This window comes from Demequina mangrovi (assembly GCF_000759715.1).
In the GTDB taxonomy this organism is placed as follows: Bacteria; Actinomycetota; Actinomycetes; order Actinomycetales; family Demequinaceae; genus Demequina; species Demequina mangrovi.
On sequence record NZ_BBLU01000001.1, the window covers coordinates 238313 to 256750 of the forward strand.

The window sequence follows — 18438 nt, forward strand, 5'->3', positions numbered from 1 at the left end:
GAGGAGCTATGCACCACAAGGTCGTGGTCGTCGGCGGGAACCGCATCCCCTTCGCGAAGGCGGGCGGACCCTATGCGCAGGCGTCCAACCATGACATGCTGACCGCCGCGCTCGACGGGCTCGTCGCGCGCACCGGACTCTCGGGCGCACGGGTCGGCGAGGTCGCCGGCGGCGCGGTCCTCAAGCATCCGAACGACTTCAACCTCACGCGCGAGGCGGTGCTGAGCTCGGCGCTCGCGCCCGAGACGCCGGCCTGCGACCTCCAGCAGGCGTGCGCGACGGGGCTCGAGACCACCATGTACATCGCGAACAAGATCGCGCTGGGCCAGCTCGACCACGGCATCGCCGCGGGCGTCGACTCGGCCTCGGACGCGCCGATCGCCGTGAGCGACCCCCTGCGACGCATCCTGCTCGAGGCGAGCCGGGCTCGAAGCGCGAAGCAGCGCCTCGCGGCCTTCGCGAAGATCCGCCCGTCGCACCTCGCTCCCCTGGCGCCCCGCGTGGCCGAGCCGCGCACGGGCCTGTCGATGGGCGAGCACCAGGCGGTCACCACCACCCGTTGGGGCATCGACCGCGAGGCGCAGGACCTGCTCGCGGCGGCCAGCCACCACCGCCTCGCCGAGGCGTGGGACCGCGGCTTCTTCGACGACCTGGTGACGCCCTACCTGGGCGTCACCAAGGACGCCCTCCTCCGCCCCGACACGTCCGTCGAGAAGCTCGGGGGTCTCAAGCCCGCGTTCGGCGGCCCTGACGGCTCGATGACGGCGGGGAACTCGACCGCGCTGTCCGACGGCGCCGCGGCGGTGCTGCTCGCCACCGAGGAATGGGCCGCCGAGCACCACCTCACCCCGTGGGCGCGCATCGTCGACGCGGAGGTCGCGGCGGTCGATCACCCGGGCGGCGCTGACCTCCTGCTCGCTCCCGTCGGGGCGACCGGCCGGCTGCTCGCGCGCCAGGGCCTCACGGTCGACGACATCGACCTCTTCGAGATCCACGAGGCCTTCGCCTCGACGGTGCTCGCGACCCTCGCGGCGTGGCAGGACGAGGACTACTGCCGGAGCCTCGGGCTCGACGGTCCCATCGGCTCGCTCGACCGGGAGAAGCTCAACGTGGCGGGATCGTCCCTCGCGGTGGGCCACCCGTTCGCCGCGACCGGCGCCCGCATCGTGCCCTCGCTCGCCAAGCTGCTGCACGAGAGGGGTCCCGGCTCGCGCGGGCTCATCTCGGTGTGCGCCGCGGGCGGCCAGGGCGTCGTCGCGCTCCTGGAGGCCGTGTGATGAGCGCGCTCGAGAAGGCGTTCTACTCCCCCGTCGGCCGGAAGGTCGCCGCGAAGGCCGGCCTCGCCGAGCCGCCGCGCCTGCGACGGGGACGGACGTTCCCCCACGGCGCGATCGTGCTCGCCCCGCTGGGCGGGTCGACGCTGGTCGCGGACACCCTCACGATGCTCGGACGCGCCTACGAGTCCCCGGTGATCGACACGGGCGACGATGCGCCCGGCTACGGCGACCGGATCGGCGCGCTCGTCGTCGACGCCACCGACGTCCGCACCGCGGCCGAGCTCGAGGGCCTGCGCGCGGTCCTGCGTCCCGCGGTGCGCGGCATCGAACGATCCGGCCGGATCGTCGTGGTCGCCCGGCCCGGCGGCACGGGCGCGGGTTGGGAGGCCGATGCGGTCGCCCGCGGCCTCGACGGCATCAACCGGACCGTCGCGAAGGAGCTGCGCGGCGGCGCCACCGCGACGCTGGTCTATGCGCACGAGGGCGTCACGCCCGGCGACCTCCTGTCGACGCTCGGCTTCGTGCTCCAGGGCCGCAGCGCCTTCGTCGACGGCCAGTCCTGGCACGTGCGGCCCGCGGCGACGGCCGTTGACGAGCTCGCTGAGCGTCCGCTCGAGGGCAAGGTCTGCGTCGTCACGGGCGCCGCGCGCGGCATCGGCGCCGCGATCGCGAGGACGCTCGCGCGCGATGGGGCGATCATCGTCGCCGTGGACATCCCCGCCGCGGGCGAGTCGCTGGCCGCCGTGGCGAACGAGGTCGGCGGCACGGCGCTGCAGCTCGACATCACGGCGGACGATGCGGGCGCACGGATCGCGGCCCACGTCGCCGCGCGGGGCGTGCGGATCCACGCGATGGTCCACAACGCCGGCATCACTCGCGACAAGATGCTCGTCAACACCGACGCGGCCCGCTGGGGCTCGGTGGTCGACGTCAACCTCGCGGCGCAGATGCGGATCAACGAGGTGCTGCTCGACTCCGCGGTCGAGGGCGGGCTCGCCGACGACGGCCGGATCATCGGCGTCGCCTCGACCTCGGGCCTCGCGGGCAACAAGGGGCAGACCAACTACGCCGCCTCGAAGGCCGGGGTCGCCGGGCTCGTCATCTCGATGGCGCCGGACCTCGCCGAGCGGGGCATCACCGTCAACGCGGTCGCGCCCGGCTTCATCGAGACCGACATGACGGCCCGCATCCCGTTCGTGCAGCGCGAGGTGTTCCGTCGGAGCAACAGCCTGAGCCAGGGCGGCAGCCCGGTCGACGTCGCCGAGACCATCGGCTACCTCGTCGACCCCGCATCGCAGGGCGTCACCGGCCAGGTGGTGCGCGTGTGCGGCCAGAACCTGGTGGGCGCCTGATGCCGCACGACGTCGAGCTGCTCGACGGGCTGCCTGCCATGGGGGCCGCGTTCGCGCGCGCGCTCGTGCCCAGCCGCCAGGGCGAGGCGCGCATCCCGAGCCACGCGGTGCGCGTCGAGGGCGTCACGCAGGACCTGGCGAGGCTGGCCGCCTACTCGCGGGTGTGCGGCTACACGCTGCGCGACACGGTGCCCGCGACCTGGATCCACGTCCTCACGTTCCCCCTGCATGTGAGCCTGCTGGGTGACCGCCGCTCGTCGGTGCGGCTGGTCGGCGCGGTCCACGGGAGCAACTCGATGACCATGCACCGCGCCGTCCATGCCGCCGAGGAGCTCGCGCTCGAGGTGCGCGCCGAGGGGCTGCGACCGCATGCACGCGGGGCGATGCTCGACCTGGTCGGCACCGCGTCGGTCGACGGCGAGACGGTGTGGAGCGGCGTCAGCACGTACCTGGTGTCGGGCATGCGTGTGCCGGGCGAGCCGGCCGAGCAGGTGCGCGACCCCTTCGAGCCGACCGCGCCGCTGGCGCTGTGGCGCCTGGGAGCCGACCTGGGACGGCGCTACCGTGCGGTGTCGCAGGACCCCAACCCGATCCACACGAACCGCGTCGCCGCGAAGGCCTTCGGTTTCGCCCGGCCCATCATCCACGGGATGTGGACCCACGCCCGCGCGCTGGCCGCGCTCGAGGGACGGGTTCCCGCCGCGCACACCGCGGACGTCTCCTTCGTGAAGCCGGTGCTGCTGCCCGCGACGGTCGGATTCTCCGTCACGCCTGATGAGGACGGCTTCCGGGCCGCCGTCACCACCCGCGACGGGGCCAAGCCGCACCTCCTCATGAGCGCCCGCAGCGCGTCGTAGTCGCGAGCACCCCCCGGGACAGGGAAGAATCGTCCGCATCAGCAACCGCCCATCGACGAGGATGTGACGCCATGTCCCCCCACGCCCCCACCGCCCACGACCCCGTCGGCGGCGAGGATCGCCCCTGGTACCAGTACTACGGCCCGGGTGTGCCTCACGCCATCGCGCCGGTGACGGACCGCTCGCTCGGCGAGATGGTCGCGCGCGCCGCGGACGCCCACGGGGACAACGTCGCGTTCTCGAACCTCGGCGGCACGTTGAGCTTCCGCGACGTCGACGCGCTCGCCACGCGCTTCGCGGCGTTCCTGCAGCAGGACCTCGGGCTCGCCAAGGGCGACCGCATCGTCATCCAGATGCCCAACCTGCTCCAGTACCCGGTGGCGCTGTACGGCGCTCTGCGCGCCGGCCTCATCGTGGTGAATGCCAACCCGCTGTACACGGCGCGCGAGATGGAGGGCGTCTTCCGCGACGCACGACCGCGCGCGATCGTCGTGATGGCGAACTTCGCCGACAAGGTCGCGGGCATCCGCGGCGCGACCACGCTCGAGCACATCATCGTGACCCAGGCCGGCGACCTGCTGCCCCAGCCCAAGCGGGCCATCGTCAACTTCGTCGCCGCGAAGATCAAGAAGATGGTGCCGGACTACCACCTTCCCGACGCGATCTCCTTCCCCGCGGCCCTCTCCCGCGGCAAGGGCCGCACGTTCGTCGAGCCTGAGATGAGCCAGGACGATGTGGCGTTCCTCCAGTACACGGGAGGCACCACCGGCGGCGGTGCCAAGGCCGCTGTCCTCACGCACGGCAACCTGCTGGCCAACCAGGACCAGTTCATGGCCCAGATCCGCAACACGCTCGGCGAGGAGCGCCAGTCGGTGATCATCGCCGCGCTGCCGCTCTACCACGTGTTCTCGCTCACGGTGAACTGCATCGGCTTCTACAAGTTCGGCTCGCACAACGTGCTCATCACCAATCCGCGCGACCTGCCCGGCTTCGTCAAGACCCTCGATGCCACCAAGCCCGACGGGCTCATCCTCGTGAGCACCCTGGCGGGCGCCCTGCTCGACGCCGAGGGCTTCGCGGACATCGACTTCGACCGCCTCAAGCTCACCGTCGGCGGTGGCATGGCCGTGCGCTCGGCGGTCTCCGACCGCTGGAAGAACGTCACGGGTCACGACATCACCGAGGGCTACGGCCTCACCGAGGCGTCGCCGGTGGTGAGCGTCAACCCCACGCACATGCCGCCGCGCATCGGCACCATCGGCGTGCCGCTGCCCTCGACCGACGTCCGCATCGTCGACGACGAGGCGAAGCCGTTGCCTCTCGGTGAGCGTGGCGAGCTCGCCGTGCGTGGCCCGCAGGTGATGCAGGGCTACTGGAACAACGCCGAGGAGACCGCGCGGGTCCTCACCGAGGACGGCTGGCTGCTGACCGGAGACATCGCGGTCGAGGACGAGGACGGGTTCTTCACGATCGTCGACCGCAAGAAGGAGATCATCGTCTGCGGCGGCTTCAACGTGTACCCCGGTGAGATCGAGGACGCCGCGATGCTCCACCCGCTCGTGGTCGAGGCGGGCGCGATCCCGATCCCGAACGAGCACTCCGGCGAGGTGCCCAAGCTCTACGTGGTGCGCAGGGACGAGACGCTATCCGAGCACGATCTCCGCGTGTTCCTCAAGGAGCGCCTCACGGGCTACAAGCGTCCGCGCGAGATCGAGTTCATCGACGTGCTTCCCAAGAACAACGTCGGCAAGGTGCTGCGGCGCGAGCTGCGCGAGCTCGAGGCCTCGCGCGCGGAGGACGCCACGGCATCGTGACGCTCCGTCGCGTGCGACGATGCTGCGCGTGACCACCGAACCGATGCACGCCGCGCTCGCCTCGGCCGTGGCCGATGCGCGCCGCGGGCCGGCGGGGGACGTGACCCAGGTGTACCCGGCGCTCGCCGCCGTGGATCCGGCGCTGCTCACGGCCGGGGTGCACCGGCTTGCCGGGGATCCCGTGGCCACCGGTCACATCGAGTCGAGGTTCATCCTCATGAGCGTGGCGAAGCCCTTCACGCTCGCCTTGGCTGTCGACCTCCACGGCGCCTCGCGCGTGCTCGCCCTCACGGGCGATGCGCCGACCGGGCTGCCCTTCAACGACCCCGCCGCGATCACGGGGCGGCCCGGCGGGCTGACGAACCCCATGGTCAACCCGGGCGCGATCAGCGTCGCAAGCCTGCTGACCGAGGACGCGATCCGGGAGGGCCTGTCGCGCTTCGCGGGTCGCTCGCTCGCCGCTGACGCCGCGATGGTGTCCGCGATCCACGCGACCAACCAACGCAACCGGCTGCTCGCGACGCTGCTCGCGGAGCGGAGCCTCCTCGGCTCCGGCGTGGAGGAGGCGCTGCACCTGTACACGTTCCAGTCGTGCTTGGGGCTCGGCGTCGTCGAGCTGGCGCGCATGGGTGGCGTGCTCGCCGGCGGCGGCGTGGATCCCGCGACCGGTGAGCGGGTGGTGAGCGCCGAGGCCGCGCGGGTCGCGGTCGAGGCCATGGCGGTCGCGGGCCTGTACGAGGCGAGCAAGGCGTGGATGGCCTCGGTGGGGCTGGCGGCGAAGAGCGGGATCGCGGGCGGGCTCGTGATGGTCGCGCCGGGCGTCGGCGCGCTGGCGGCCTACTCCCCCGGCCTCGATCCGACGGGCAACCCGCTGCGTGCGCAGCACGTGGCGCGGGTCATGGCACCTCGGCTCGCCGCATCCCAGGGCTGACGCGTCCCGAGACCTGAGACCTGAGACGTGAGCGAAGCGCCCTCGCACCTTTCATGCGTGAGGCGGCACCAACCGCGATGGTGTGCGTACCTCGCTCCTCGCACCTTTCACGCACGAAGGAACAGTTCGTGGGGGTGCGGGAGGCTCCGGCGGTTGAAGCACCCTCGCGCGGCGACGTTCGTGCATGAAAGGCGCGAGCACGCGCCATTGCGCCTGCCGACAGCGAGCCTCGGGCGCGCAAGCCGGGACAATCAGCTCGCGATCAGGCCCGCCCACTCGACAGCGCGCCCCGCGGCCAGCGAGGCAGGCACGTCGAGCACCCGCTGGTTGGTGCTGCCGCGGAAGGCGAGCGTGAGGTCGCGTCGTGCCGCGTCGAAGGGGCCGTCGACCAGGACGTCGACCTGATCGAGGAGCTCGCGCTTGTCTCCGCCCTCGGCCACGATCCGCTCGAAGGTGTAGCCCGTCCAGCACCACACGTCCTTGCCCGGAAGCTCGGACCGCATGCGCCGCACCACCGCGAGGCACGTGCCGGTGTTGAGGAAGGGCTCGCCTCCAAGGAGCGAGAGCCCCTGGACCGCCTCGTGCGCGAGGTCGGCGAGGACGCGGTCCTCGAGCTCCGCGGAGTAGGGCTCGCCGCACCGGAAGCTCCACGCGTCCTCGTTGAAGCACCCGTCGCACGCGAACAGGCAGCCGCTCACGTAGAGGCTGCACCGCACACCCTCGCCGTCGACGAACACGAACGGCTTGTAGTCGGCGACGTAGCCCTGGCTCACCGCGTCGGAGCGCCAGGTACGTGCGTCGGGTGCGCGGTGCATCGTCCTCACCGCTGGGGGTCGGTCATGCGGTCCACCAGCGCCGGAGGCACCCGCACGTCGCCCGGAAGGTGCTTGACGCGCGCCGAGATCTCCTGGTGGCGGCCGTGCACCATCGGGCGCTGCTGGGGGTTGCCCAGGTAGCCGCACGTGCGCTTCACCACGTCGCAGGAACCCGGATCCGCGTTGCCGCACGCGGGGCACGCGAAGCCGCGCGCCGTCGGCTCGAAGTCGCCCGCGTAGCCGCACTCGAAGCAGCGGTCGATGGGGGTGTTGGTGCCGAGGTAGCCGACCCGCGTGTACGCGTAGTCCCAGACCGCCTCGAGCGCCTTGGGGTTCTGCTGCAGCACCGGGTACTCGCAGTAGTGGATGAAGCCCCCGGAGGTGTACTGCGCGTATTCCGCCTCGAAGTCGAGCTTCTCGAACGGCGTGGGGTTCTTGCGCACGTCGTAGTGGAACGAGTTGGTGTAGTAGTCCTTGTCCGTGATGTCCGGCACGGAGCCGAAGCGCTCCTTGTCGAGCCGGCAGAACCGGTCGGTGAGGCTCTCCGAGGGGGTCGAGTAGACGCTCACGTGGTAGCCGGACTCGGCCTTCCACGCCGCCGCCCGGTCGCGCAGGGTGCGCAGCACGCGCAGCGTGAGCTCCTTCGCTTCGGGATCCGACTCCCACTCGCCGCCGAAGAAGGCCGTCGCGACCTCGTACAGCCCGATGTAGCCCAGCGACACCGTCGCACGGCCGTCACGGAACAGCGTGTCGACATCCTCAGCCGGCGCCAGCCGCTTCCCGAAGGCCCCGTGGATGTAGAGGATCGGAGCGTTGCCGGGGACCGCCTCCTTGCACCGCTCGACGCGGTAGAGGACCGCGTCGTGCATGGTGTCGAGGCGCTCGTCGAGGAGGTGCCAGAACGTGTCGAGATCCCCGTCCGCCTCGAGGGCGATGCGCGGCAGGTTGAGCGTGACGACGCCGAGGTTCATCCGTCCCTCGACCACGTCCTGCCCGTCGGCGTCCTCCCAGCCCTGGAGGAACGAGCGGCAGCCCATGGGCGCTTTGAAGGACCCGGTGAGCTCGACGATCTTGTCGTACGAGAGCACGTCGGGGTACATCCGCTTTGTCGCGCACTCGAGCGCGAGCGTCTTGATGTCGTAGTTCGGGTCGCCGGCGCTGAGGTTGACGCCCTCGCGCAGCGTGAACAGGAGCTTGGGGAAGATCGCGGTGCGGCGCTCGCGGCCGAGCCCGCGGATGCGGATCTCGAGGATCGCGCGCTGGATCTCACGCTCGTACCACCCGGTGCCCAGGCCGAAGCCGACCGAGGTGAAGGGGGTCTGGCCGTTCGAGGTGAAGAGCGTGTTGATCTCGTACTCGAGGCTCTGCATCGCGTCGTAGATGTCCTTCGACGTCTTCTCACGCGCGTAGTCGGCCCTGCGGCCCGCATCGTCGATCCACTCCTGCGCATCCGCGATGTGCTTCGCGTAGTTGAGGTCCGCGTACGGCGCCAGCAGCTCGTCGATGCGGTTGACCGTGCAGCCGCCGTACTGGCTCGACGACACGTTGGCGATGATCTGCGAGATCTGCGCGGTCGCGGTCTGGATCGAGCGGGGCGGCTGGACCTGCGCGTTGCCGATGCGGAAGCCCGTCGACAGCATCGACTTGAAGTCGATGAGGCAGCAGTTCGTCATCGGCGCATAGGGGTGGTAGTCGAGGTCGTGGTAGTGCAGGTCGCCCTTCTGGTGGGCGTTCGCGACGTGCGCGGGGAGCATGCGCAGGCCGACCGCCTTGCCGACCATGCCCGCGGTGAGGTCGCGCTGCGTGTTGTAGACCTCGGCGTCCTTGTTGGCGTTCTCGTGCACCACCGCCGAGTCCTTGCTCATGAGGCGGGAGATCGAGTGGTTGAGGTCCATCGCCTTCGACCGCGAGAAGTCACGGTCGACGCGGTAGTCGATGTACGCGCGGGCGACGTCGTACTCCCCCGCCTCGAGGAGCTCGTGCTCCACCACGCTCTGGATCTCGTAGATCTTCACCTCGCCGTGGAACCGGGAGTCGAGCTCGGCGCCGATGCGCGCCACCAGGGCGTCGACGGCCTGCTCGTGCGCGCTCGTGAGCTCGCCGTGGACCGCGGCGAAGGCCTTGGCCAGCGCCACGCCGATGCGCCGCTCGTCGAAGCGGAGGGTGCGTCCGTCGCGCTTCACCACCCGAAGGGTCTCGCCGGAATCCGTCGCCTGCCCGACGCTGGTCCTGTCGACCTCGGTGATGCTCATGCCCGTCTCCTCCTCGCTGCGCTGCCTCGTCCGCCCCGATGCTCGAGGCCTCACCGCTCCGAACCACTAGATGTAGGGGTCGAAACCACGCAAGAACACTAGATCTCGTGGTCCATGGATCCTGGGCCCTAGGTCCCTGGCCGACCACCCCTCCGCGGACGAACCGCGACCTGCGTGCGGGGATGCCCGAGCGCAGGGAGTCGAACGATTCCGCACCGTCGGCGTGTCGCGCACGGAACCGGCGGCGATCGCACGCGCGCCGCCCGCCTCGCTCGCCGGAGCGCGCATCGCGGGCCTGATCCGGCATCCGTGAGACGTAGATCACACGCGGAATGGCGCGATACCCCGGGGGCCATATCGCCCCTGGTGCCGTGGAGGTTGAGCGCGCCGGAGCGGGCGAGCGCGCGAGGCGGCGGGAACCTTACTCCCTTCTGTCCCGTTATGTCACCCGATAGCGAAGTTATCGTCTTCGCAGTGCCCATGCCTCCTGTGCACCGCAGGCCGCGCCGCGGTCGCACGCTGCATGGCCAGTCCTTGTCGTCTTCCCTGGAGATCCGTGCGCCCGAACAAGAAGTCCTTCACCTGGCAGACCGCGTCCACCTTCGCGGTCTGCTGCTTCCTCGGCGGCGTCGCCGTCTCGCTCGGCGTGCACGAGCACCGCGTCGGAGACGCCGTGGAGGAGGCGCGTGCCCAGGCACGCCTGCTGGACGAGGAGCGCGCGAAGCTCGAGGAGACGCTCGCGAAGGCCCGCGAGGTCTCCGAGGTCTCGGAGGCCCTGTCGGACGAGGAGCTGGTCGCGGCGGCCGCGACCGAGCTGTCCCAGGCCGCCAACGACGCCGCGAACGCCGCCGCCAACCACAAGATCGAGGTGAGCGCGACGGCCGTGGTGCCGCCCTCGTACCTCGACCCCGAGGGCGCCGCGACCGAGCTCCACGGCCCCTACGCGACGTCCCCGACGATCACCCTCGACCCGAGCGCCGTGCTGGGCGCCACCGCGGCCGAGGATGAGGACGCCGTCGAGGAGAGCGCCGCCGAGGAGGCGGAGACCGAGGCGAGCGAGCAGCCCAGCGCCTCCCCGACGCCCGAGGCCACGGAGTCCGCGGACGCCACGGACGGCGACAGCGGCACGACCGCCGACGACGACACCGACACGACCGTGCTCGCCGACGGCTCCCTCACCGCCGAGGACGAGGCCGAGGCGCTCGCCGAGATCGTGCAGGAGACCGAGGTCGCGCAGGTGCTGCGAGGCGAGGTCGACGACCTCGAGACCGTCACCGCCACCGTCGCCAGGCTTGAGGCCGCGGCATCGCAGCTCGACGTGGCCACCCGCCGCATCGAGGGCACCACCGCCGTCCTCGAGGCCGCGACCGCCGAGGCCGCGCTCGAGAAGGCCAACCTCTCGCTCGATGAGCGGATCGAGGCCATCAAGGCCACCGCGAGCTCCACCAAGGACATGATCGAGGCCGTGGACGGCAACGTGGCGGACGAGCAGACCATCGCCGACGCCAAGGCCGCACGGAAGGCGCTCGTCGCCTACCGCGAGACCGACGTCGACCGCGAGGACGCCGAGGCGCTCGAGGCGGTCAAGGTCGAGATCGAGGAGGCGACCGCAGCCGTCGCGGAGGCCGAGGAGGCGCTCTACGCCTCCCACCAGAAGTGGGTCAAGCAGGAGAACGCCCGCCGCGAGTCCGTCAACGAGGAGCGCCTCGCGCAGTACAAGCGTGACGTGGCGGCGGCCTACGAGGCGATGACCGCCGACTACCGCTACGCGACGCAGCTGCGCGCCTCCGGCTGGTCCGGCGCGCCGTCGGGCGTGACCTACAGCAACGGCGGCATCCCGTCCTCGCAGCTGTGCGAGCTGTCCTTCGCGAGCGGCCACATGCTGCAGTGCGACGCCGCGGACGCCCTCGAGGCGGCGGACGACGACTACTACGCGCAGACCGGCAGCCACCTCGATGTGAGCTCCTCGTACCGCTCGTACAGCGCGCAGGTCGCGACCAAGGCGTCGAAGGGCTACCTCGCTGCGACCCCCGGCACGTCGAACCACGGATGGGGCATGGCGGCGGACTTCGGCTCGGCGTCCGCGACCTGGATGCGCCAGAACGGCGAGGACTACGGCTGGGTGCACCCGCTGTGGGCGCGTTCGGGCGGCAGCAAGCCCGAGTCGTGGCACCTCGAGTTCGTGGCGCCGGGCGTCTCGGCCAACCTGCCCGAAGAGCCCAACATGCTCGCGAAGGTCAAGAGCTCGCTCACGTCCTGACCCGGGGCGGCGCGCCGCCGGTCAGACGCTGGTGGCGCGCACCTCACGTCCCAGCCCCGGGTCGAGGAGCGCCCCGGTCGCGCACATGACGGCGTCGGCGCCTGCGGCGCGGTACGCGCGGTGGTGCTCTGGCGTCAGCACTCCCCCGACACCGACGAGCGTCACCTCCGCACCTCGGTCCTCGCGGATCCGCGCGAGCCGCGCCGTCATCTCCAGGCCGGCCCAGCGGATCGCGTCGCCGCACACGCCGGCGGTCTCCCGGCCCTCGCCCGGCAACGCCTGCACGCCGCGCGAGTCGACGAGCCGCGCCGGGAGCGTGTTGATCGCGGCGTAGCCGTCGACGATGCCTGCGGTCGCGTCGACGAGGCCGGCGAGCGCCGCATCGTCCCGGAAGTACGCGAGCTTGAGCAGCAGCGGCACGTCGCCGACGGCGTCCTTGACCGCGCCGGCGATACGCGCGACGCCCGGCGTGTCGAAGCACAGCAGGTTCCCCGTCCCCTCGTTGGGGCAGCTGAGGTTCATCTCCAGCACGGACGCTCCGGTCTCGACGACCAGCCTGGCCGCGCGCACATGGTCCGCGACGTAGGCGTCGACGCCACCCGATGACGGTCGCGTGCCCTGGAACGAGCCGACGAGCACCTGGCCCTCCCCCGCGGCGGCCACCGCCGCGGCCATGTCGGGCTGCCAGCCGTCGGGGTCGCGCGAGGGCACGCCGAACGAGTTGGAGATGCTCGTCGCGCCGTCGAGGTCCGCATCCGCGAGCAGCGGCTCCGTGCGGCCCGCCTCGAGGTCGCCGTCGACATGCACCGCCAGCGTGTTCGGGAACGGGTGCGAGGGGTGGGCTCCGCTGCGCACCGTCTTGTAGGTCGCGAGGTCGAAGCCGGCGCGGAAGGCCGCCGCGCAGTACGCGGCGTTCACGAGCGGGCCGGCTGCGATGCCGAACGGGCTGTGAACGGGCGTGCCGAGGAACAGGTGGCGCGGCTCCCCGTCCGGCGCGACGACGCCATCCTCGGCGAACGCCCCGAACGGCCCCCGCGCCAGGTTGTCCTCGTAGGTGCGGTGGGGATCGAAGAACCACGTCATACGGGCGAGGCTAGCCCGTCGCCAGGGCCCCAGCAGGGGACCTTGGGCCAACGGTCAGCAACACGCCAGCACCGCGCGCGCCGAATCCGGACTCAAAGACACGCGCGGGACCTTGCCAAGTCTGGGTCATCTCTTGGTAAAGTCCCGAACTGTGAGCAAAGACGCCACCATCCGCACGCTTCGCCTCATCGGCGCGTCCCTGATCGCTTCGGCGCTTGGATTCCAGGCCTGGGCCGATCTCTCCTTCGGCACGTTCACGTGGGGACAGCTCCCGGGCTACTTCACCCCCCTCGCGAACGTCGCCGGCATCGTCGCGCTGCTGGCGGCGGCGCGCGTGCCCGGCCGCGAACGACGATGGGTGACGCTGCTGCGCGTCAACTCCGCGACGTACCTCGTGGTCGTCGGCGCGGTCTACTGGGCGCTGCTCGCGCCGTACACCACGCCGTACTTCCCGTGGGCCAACGCGATTCTGCACGGCGGCTCGGGCCTGATCCTCGCAGCCGACTGGGTGCTCATCGGCGGTCGACGGCGCCTGCCGCTGAGCACGCTGTGGAGCGTCCTCAGCCTTCCGGCGATCTGGGTCTCGTACCTCTTCGTACGCGCCTTCCTCGACGGCTGGGTGCCCTACCCGTTCCTCGATCCCGCGCGCGGCGCGGCCGCGATCGTCGCCACGCTCGGCGCGATCGCAGCCGTCGGCCTCGCCGTCTCGGGCGTGCTGAGGGTGCTCGCGGTGCTCCGCCCCGCGACGTTCTGGCCCCGGCCCGCGCCGGTGCGTGTCGCACCGCCGCGCCGCTGAGGCGCGCGGACGCCCGAACGCACGCGGGCGGCGCCACCCCCTTGAGGGTGACGCCGCCCGGAGCGATCAGCCGTTGAGAAGCGCGGCGGCGCGGCGCGCGCCCTCGCCGAGCGACTCGACCTTGGCCCACGCGATCTGCGAGTGGACGCGGCCGCCCAGGCCGCAGTCCGTCGAGGCGACCACGTTCTCGGGTCCCACGATCTCCGCGAAGCGCACGATGCGGTCCGCGACGAGGTCGGGGTGCTCGACGACGTTGGTGGCGTGGCTCACGACGCCCGGGAGCAGCTTGGTGCCGGCGGGCAGCTCGACGTCGCGCCACACCTTCCACTCGTGCTCGTGGCGGACGTTGCCCGCCTCGAACGAGATGGAGCCGGCGTTGATCTGCGCGACGAGGTCGACGATGTGACGCAGCTCGAGGTCCGTGGTGTGCGGGCCGTGCCACGAGCCCCAGCACAGGTGGATGCGCACCTGCTCCCGCGGGAGACCCTCGATCGCGTGGTTGATCGCGTCGATGCGGGTCTGGATGAAGGCGCGGTAGTCCGCCACCGACGGCTCGGGGTTGATCTGGTCCCAGCTCTCGGCGAGCGACGGGTCGTCCAGCTGGACGGTGAGGCCCGCGTCGACGATCGCCTTGTACTCCTCGCGCATCACGTCGGCCCACGCCCAGATGTGCTCCTCCTCCGTCGCGAAGTAGGAGTTGCCGATGCGCGCGGCGGAGCCGGGGGCGAGCGAGGTGATGAAGCCGGTCTCGAGACCGGCCGCGTCGAGGCCGGCGCGCAGGTGCGCGACGTCCGAGGCGATGGCGTCGTGGCCGCGGTACGAGAGCGGGCCGACGGCCTGGGGCCAGAAGGGCGGCTCGCCCATGAGCACGCCGGAGGTCGGGTCGAAGTAGGCGGCGGCGAAGCGCACCCAGTCGCGACGGTCCTCCATCGAGGTGAGGCGCACGTTGCCCGGCGACGAGCGCACCGGCTCGGGGCGCGGGGCGTCCTTCGACGGCAGCGCGAGGCCGGCGGTGCGCTGGAACGAGTACGACCACCAGGCGCCGAAGTCGGCGGACGCGGTCATCGCCTTGCCGAGCTCGCCGTCGCCGACGATGGTGATGCCGGCGTCGACCTGCTTCTGCACGAGGTCGGCCACGGCCTGCGCCGCGGTCTCGCGGTACTCGTCGGTCGGGATCAGCGTGAAGCCGTCCTCCGCGACCTCGAGCGCCTTGGTGGCCTCGACCAGCTCGGGCGAGCGCGGGAGCGATCCCGCGGTGGTGGTGTCGATGATGAGCTCGGACATCGGATCTCCTCGGAACGCGGGCGACAGGACCCGCATGGGGTGCAGGGCGGCCCGCCCGCAATGCCCACCGCAGGTGGATCCGAGGCCTCGTTTGATGCGTGGCGGCTGACCCAGTCTGCCCGGGATCCGGGGGTCGCGGCAAACCGACAGGCGGGCGGCCCGTCGCCCGGGTGAGATTCCGCACACCGGCAGGAAACAGCATCGACGGGATCCCTACACTTCCCGACGCGGCAGCCGATGGGTGCCATCAGAACACCGCGCCCGCGAACCGGGCCGGGCAGCGCGAGGAGGAACCGGTGGACACGCAGGACCTGGGCGGAGCACCGACCATCACCATGGACCGGGAGCGCGTGGTGCATGCCGCGCAGGAGACGGTCGAGAGCCACTCGTGCGGGACGTGCGCGACCGGCCGTGTGTGCGACACGATCTTCTTCGCCGCCGCGGTGGTCGAGCTCAACCACGATCTCCGGCTGACCGCGGAGGCCAGCACCACGGACGAGGGCATCCAGCGCGCCCACGAGTCCGGCAGGGTCGAGGCGGTGGCGCAGGCGCTCGCGGTGCTCGGCCGCACCGAGGGTCAGTACCGCGCGGAGGCCGACGGCGACACCTCCCATCTCTCGTTCGCGCTCGCCGAGGCGCTGCGCAGCACCGCGCTCGTCATCCGTTCGGAGGTCCGCAACCCGACCTCGCGCACGGCGCTCGAGATCATGGCGCGCGCCGAGGAGGCGTTCGAGCTCGCGGAGTACGTCCGCGACGTCTCGACCCGCTACCAGGATCAGACGGACGTGGCCGAGGCGCTGTCGAGCGTCGCAGGCGACATCGAGAAGGGCACCGAGGGCGTCAACCGGCTGCAGCGCGCGACCGACATCTCGACCCCGGTCGAGGAGCTCGCCGCGCTCGCGCGCGACAACGACGCCGACGTCCGCTGGTGGGTCGCTCAGAACCCCTCGACCTCCGTCGAGACCCTGTCCTCCGCCGTGATGACGGAGCGCCACCCGCAGGTGCTCATCGCGCTGCTGCAGAACCCGGCGCTCCCCACCGACCGCGTGCGGCTCTTCATCGAGTTCTCGCACCACGACGTCGCAGCCGCCGCTCGTCGCCGGCTGGGAGACCCCTCCGCGCGCTGATCTGGGAACTCCGTTCCCCGAGCCCCGCCCTCCGCACCCGGAGGGCGGGGCTCGGTCGTTACGGCGACGTACGCGCGACGCTTTCGCGCGCCAACGCTTCACGCACGCAAGGAACGCGCGCCAGGTCGGTGCTTTCGCGCCCGCTCTTTGCTTCACGGCGGACCTATCCTGACTCAGTGATCCCCGAGTCCCCCGCTCCGAGCACGCACCCTGCGCGCATGCACGCCCTGTCCGACGAAAGCCGCGCGATCGTCGACGACGTGCTCGCCTACTCGCGTCGTCGCGCGCTCTGGGAGGACATCCCGCTCGACCTTCCGGTCCCTCCGGAGGAGCTGGCCCGCATCGCGCCCATGTCGATCACGCCCTCGGGCATCGGGGCGCAGGAGGCGCTCGCGCTCTTCGGAGACGTCCTCGCCCCCGCGTGCCTGTCGACGGACCACCCCGGCTACCTGTCCTTCATCCCCTCCGCTCCGAGCAAGGCCGCGATGGCCTTCGACCTCATCGTCTCCGCCTCGTCGATCTACGGCGGCTCATGGCTCGAGGGTGCCGGCGCGGTGCACGCCGAGAACGAGGTGCTGGCGTGGCTCGCCTCCGAGTTCGGGCTGCCGGGGACCGCGGGCGGGGTCTTCGTCCAGGGCGGCACCATCGGCAACCTCTCGGCGCTCGTGGCCGCTCGTGACGCCGCGCGGCGCCGCAACCGCGAGCAGGGCCGGCGCGATCCTGCGCGGTGGAAGGTGATCGCCAGCGCGGAGTCGCATGCGTCGATCGCCTCGGCGGCCGCGGTGATGGACGTCGACATCGTCGGCATCCGTCCGGACGCCGACGGGCGCCTCCACGGAAGCGCCGTGAGGAAGGCCGTCGCCACCCACGGCGACGCGGTCCTCGCGGTGGTCGCGACGGCCGGCACCACCAACTTCGGCATCATCGACGACATCGCGTCCATCGCGGAGGTGACGCGGCACCACGGCATCTGGCTGCACGTCGACGGCGCCTACGGGCTGGCCGGGATGCTCGTCGAGCGCATGCGGCCCGCCTACGCGGGCGTCGAGCACGCCGACTCGGTCATCGTCGATCCCCACAAGTGGCTCTTCGCGCCGTTCGACGCCTGCGCGCTCCTGTATCGCGACCCGAGCATCGCGCTTCGCGCCCACACGCAGCACGCCGAGTACCTCGACACCCTTACGAGCGCGGTCGCCGCCAACCCCTCGGACCTCGCGGTGCAGCTCACGCGTCGAGCACGCGGATTGCCGCTGTGGTTCTCGCTCGCGACCTACGGCACCGACGAGTACCGCGCCGCCATCGCGCAGGGCATCGACCTCGCGGCGCGTCTGGCCGAGGAGATCGAGCGCCGACCCGGGCTGAGCCTCGTCAGGCGCCCGCAGCTCTCGGTGGTGGTCTTCCGGCGCGACGGGTGGACCGCGGAGGACTACGACGCCTGGTCCGAGCGGCTGCTCGCGTCGCAGCGGGCGTTCGTGGTCCCGAGCTCGCACGACGGCGAGCCCGTGCTGCGGATCGCGATCATCAACCCGCTCACGTCCTACGCGCTGCTGTGCGAGGTGCTCGACACCCTCGCCTGACGCAGGTCATGCGCCGGCTACGGTCGGCACCGCGCTGTAATCGACCTGGTCGATGCGCATCTCGAGGTAGGTCCACGCGTCCTCGCCCTCGCCCCAGCGCGCGACCCCCTCGCCGCACACCTCGACACCGTCGGCGCTCCTGCGCGTGCCGACGGGCGTCGCCCACGGCACCTGCTCCACCTCGTGCCTCCCGGTACGCAGGTAGCGATCACGGGAGACGAAGTCGACCAGCCTCCCCTCCTCGTCTATCTCGAGCGCCGCCGAGACGGACACGCCGTCGGCGGTCCACACCGCGGTCGCGCCGCGCTCATGCCCGTCCCGCCATTCGATCGGCGCGTCGAGCAGCACCGCGGGCGCCATGAGGCACGCGTCGTTGAGCAGCGTGACCGACTCCGCGACGTTCATCTCCGGCCCCGCCTCGCGGATCACGGGCACGAGCGAGAGCGCGTCGACCCGCATCGTGGCCGCGCCGCGCTCCATCACATGCAGCGCCTCGACGGGGAGCCCCATGAGCCGCGCGTCGAGGTGGAACCAGCGGGTCCAGTCGGCGCCGAACGTGTTGACCTGCGCACCGGTGACCACCATCCATGGCGCGTCCGGAGCGCCGCGCAGCCGCCCCGACAGCCGGGCACGCATCCCGTTCGGCACCGGCTTGCCGACCACGCCCGCGTGACGCAGCCAGCGGGCGACGGCATCGGGCAGGCCGCCGATGTCCTCCTCGGTCGCGAGCCGCGTGGCGGGCGGGAAGGGCGCCTCGTAGGCCCGCCGGAAGCGCGCCCGCATCGACCGCGGACCCCGGGCGCGCCAGGACCAGCCGGCCGCCGCTCCGGCGACCAGCGCCCCTCCGATCGCGAGGGCGCGCGCTCCCTCGGCTCCCCTGCGCCCGTCCAGCGCGGCATCGGTCCCCTGCGGCATGCGTCCTCCTTCGTGAGCGGCGCCGCGGGGACCCGGCGTCGTCGGCCTTCCTCCCAGCATCGCATCGCGGACGCGGACACGCCACGGCCCCGGGGCCG

At 71.8% G+C, this 18438-nt stretch carries 14 protein-coding genes; 9 read left to right on the forward strand and 5 right to left on the reverse strand.

Annotated elements, in window-relative coordinates:
• The first annotated feature begins 8 nt into the window (after positions 1-8).
• The 5 genes from TR42_RS01130 (at position 9) to TR42_RS01150 (ending at position 6231) form a co-directional block, all read left to right on the forward strand.
• Positions 9-1277: an acetyl-CoA C-acetyltransferase gene (locus TR42_RS01130; RefSeq protein ID WP_042212218.1), complete on the forward strand. Its 1269-nt coding sequence runs from the start codon at positions 9-11 to the stop codon at positions 1275-1277.
• Positions 1277-2629: a 3-oxoacyl-ACP reductase gene (locus TR42_RS01135; RefSeq protein WP_042212219.1), complete on the forward strand. Its 1353-nt coding sequence runs from the start codon at positions 1277-1279 to the stop codon at positions 2627-2629. Before TR42_RS01130 ends, TR42_RS01135 begins: the two co-directional genes overlap by 1 nt.
• A complete protein-coding gene (locus TR42_RS01140) occupies positions 2629-3486 on the forward strand; it encodes a MaoC family dehydratase (protein WP_042212221.1) in 858 nt (285 codons plus the stop codon). Before TR42_RS01135 ends, TR42_RS01140 begins: the two co-directional genes overlap by 1 nt.
• A 71-nt stretch (positions 3487-3557) precedes the next feature.
• Positions 3558-5300: an AMP-binding protein gene (locus TR42_RS01145; protein WP_042212223.1), complete on the forward strand. Its 1743-nt coding sequence runs from the start codon at positions 3558-3560 to the stop codon at positions 5298-5300.
• A 28-nt stretch (positions 5301-5328) separates the two neighbouring features.
• Positions 5329-6231: a glutaminase gene (locus tag TR42_RS01150; RefSeq protein WP_052405485.1), complete on the forward strand. Its 903-nt coding sequence runs from the start codon at positions 5329-5331 to the stop codon at positions 6229-6231.
• Between the two features lie 251 nt (positions 6232-6482).
• On the opposite strand, the gene nrdG is transcribed toward TR42_RS01150, so the two are convergent.
• Together nrdG and nrdD are read right to left on the reverse strand one after the other, a co-directional pair.
• Positions 6483-7046, reverse strand: coding sequence for an anaerobic ribonucleoside-triphosphate reductase activating protein (gene nrdG, locus TR42_RS01155; RefSeq protein ID WP_042212226.1), 564 nt, complete (start codon positions 7044-7046; stop codon positions 6483-6485).
• A gap of 5 nt (positions 7047-7051) precedes the next feature.
• Complete coding sequence (gene nrdD / locus TR42_RS01160; protein WP_042212228.1) at positions 7052-9298, reverse strand: anaerobic ribonucleoside-triphosphate reductase; 2247 nt, start codon at positions 9296-9298, stop codon at positions 7052-7054.
• A gap of 556 nt (positions 9299-9854) precedes the next feature.
• Here nrdD and TR42_RS13955 point away from each other — a divergent pair.
• Complete coding sequence (locus tag TR42_RS13955) at positions 9855-11558, forward strand: M15 family metallopeptidase (protein WP_052405486.1); 1704 nt, start codon at positions 9855-9857, stop codon at positions 11556-11558.
• Between the two features lie 21 nt (positions 11559-11579).
• On the opposite strand, the gene TR42_RS01170 is transcribed toward TR42_RS13955, so the two are convergent.
• Positions 11580-12641 carry a tRNA-dihydrouridine synthase gene (locus tag TR42_RS01170; RefSeq protein WP_042212229.1) on the reverse strand — a complete coding sequence of 354 codons (1062 nt, stop codon included), beginning with the start codon at positions 12639-12641 and terminating at the stop codon, positions 11580-11582.
• 151 nt (positions 12642-12792) lie between these two features.
• Between TR42_RS01170 and TR42_RS13960 the strand changes: the two genes are divergently transcribed.
• On the forward strand, positions 12793-13437 hold the full coding sequence (locus tag TR42_RS13960) for a Pr6Pr family membrane protein (protein WP_052405487.1): 645 nt from the start codon (positions 12793-12795) through the stop codon (positions 13435-13437).
• A 66-nt stretch (positions 13438-13503) separates the two neighbouring features.
• Here TR42_RS13960 and TR42_RS01180 read toward each other — a convergent pair whose 3' ends face one another.
• Positions 13504-14721, reverse strand: coding sequence for a cobalamin-independent methionine synthase II family protein (locus TR42_RS01180; RefSeq protein WP_042212231.1), 1218 nt, complete (start codon positions 14719-14721; stop codon positions 13504-13506).
• 296 nt (positions 14722-15017) lie between these two features.
• On the opposite strand from TR42_RS01180, the gene TR42_RS01185 reads away from it, so the two are divergent.
• Positions 15018-15848: a hypothetical protein gene (locus TR42_RS01185; protein ID WP_042212234.1), complete on the forward strand. Its 831-nt coding sequence runs from the start codon at positions 15018-15020 to the stop codon at positions 15846-15848.
• Positions 15849-16066: 218 nt separating this feature from the next.
• Positions 16067-17425 (forward strand): pyridoxal phosphate-dependent decarboxylase family protein, encoded by a 1359-nt coding sequence (locus TR42_RS01190; RefSeq protein ID WP_042212237.1) that lies wholly within the window; start codon positions 16067-16069, stop codon positions 17423-17425.
• Positions 17426-17431: 6 nt separating this feature from the next.
• Here the strand turns inward: TR42_RS01190 and TR42_RS01195 are convergent, their stop codons facing one another.
• Positions 17432-18340 carry a DUF6544 family protein gene (locus TR42_RS01195; protein ID WP_042212240.1) on the reverse strand — a complete coding sequence of 303 codons (909 nt, stop codon included), beginning with the start codon at positions 18338-18340 and terminating at the stop codon, positions 17432-17434.
• Between the last annotated feature and the right edge of the window lie 98 nt (positions 18341-18438).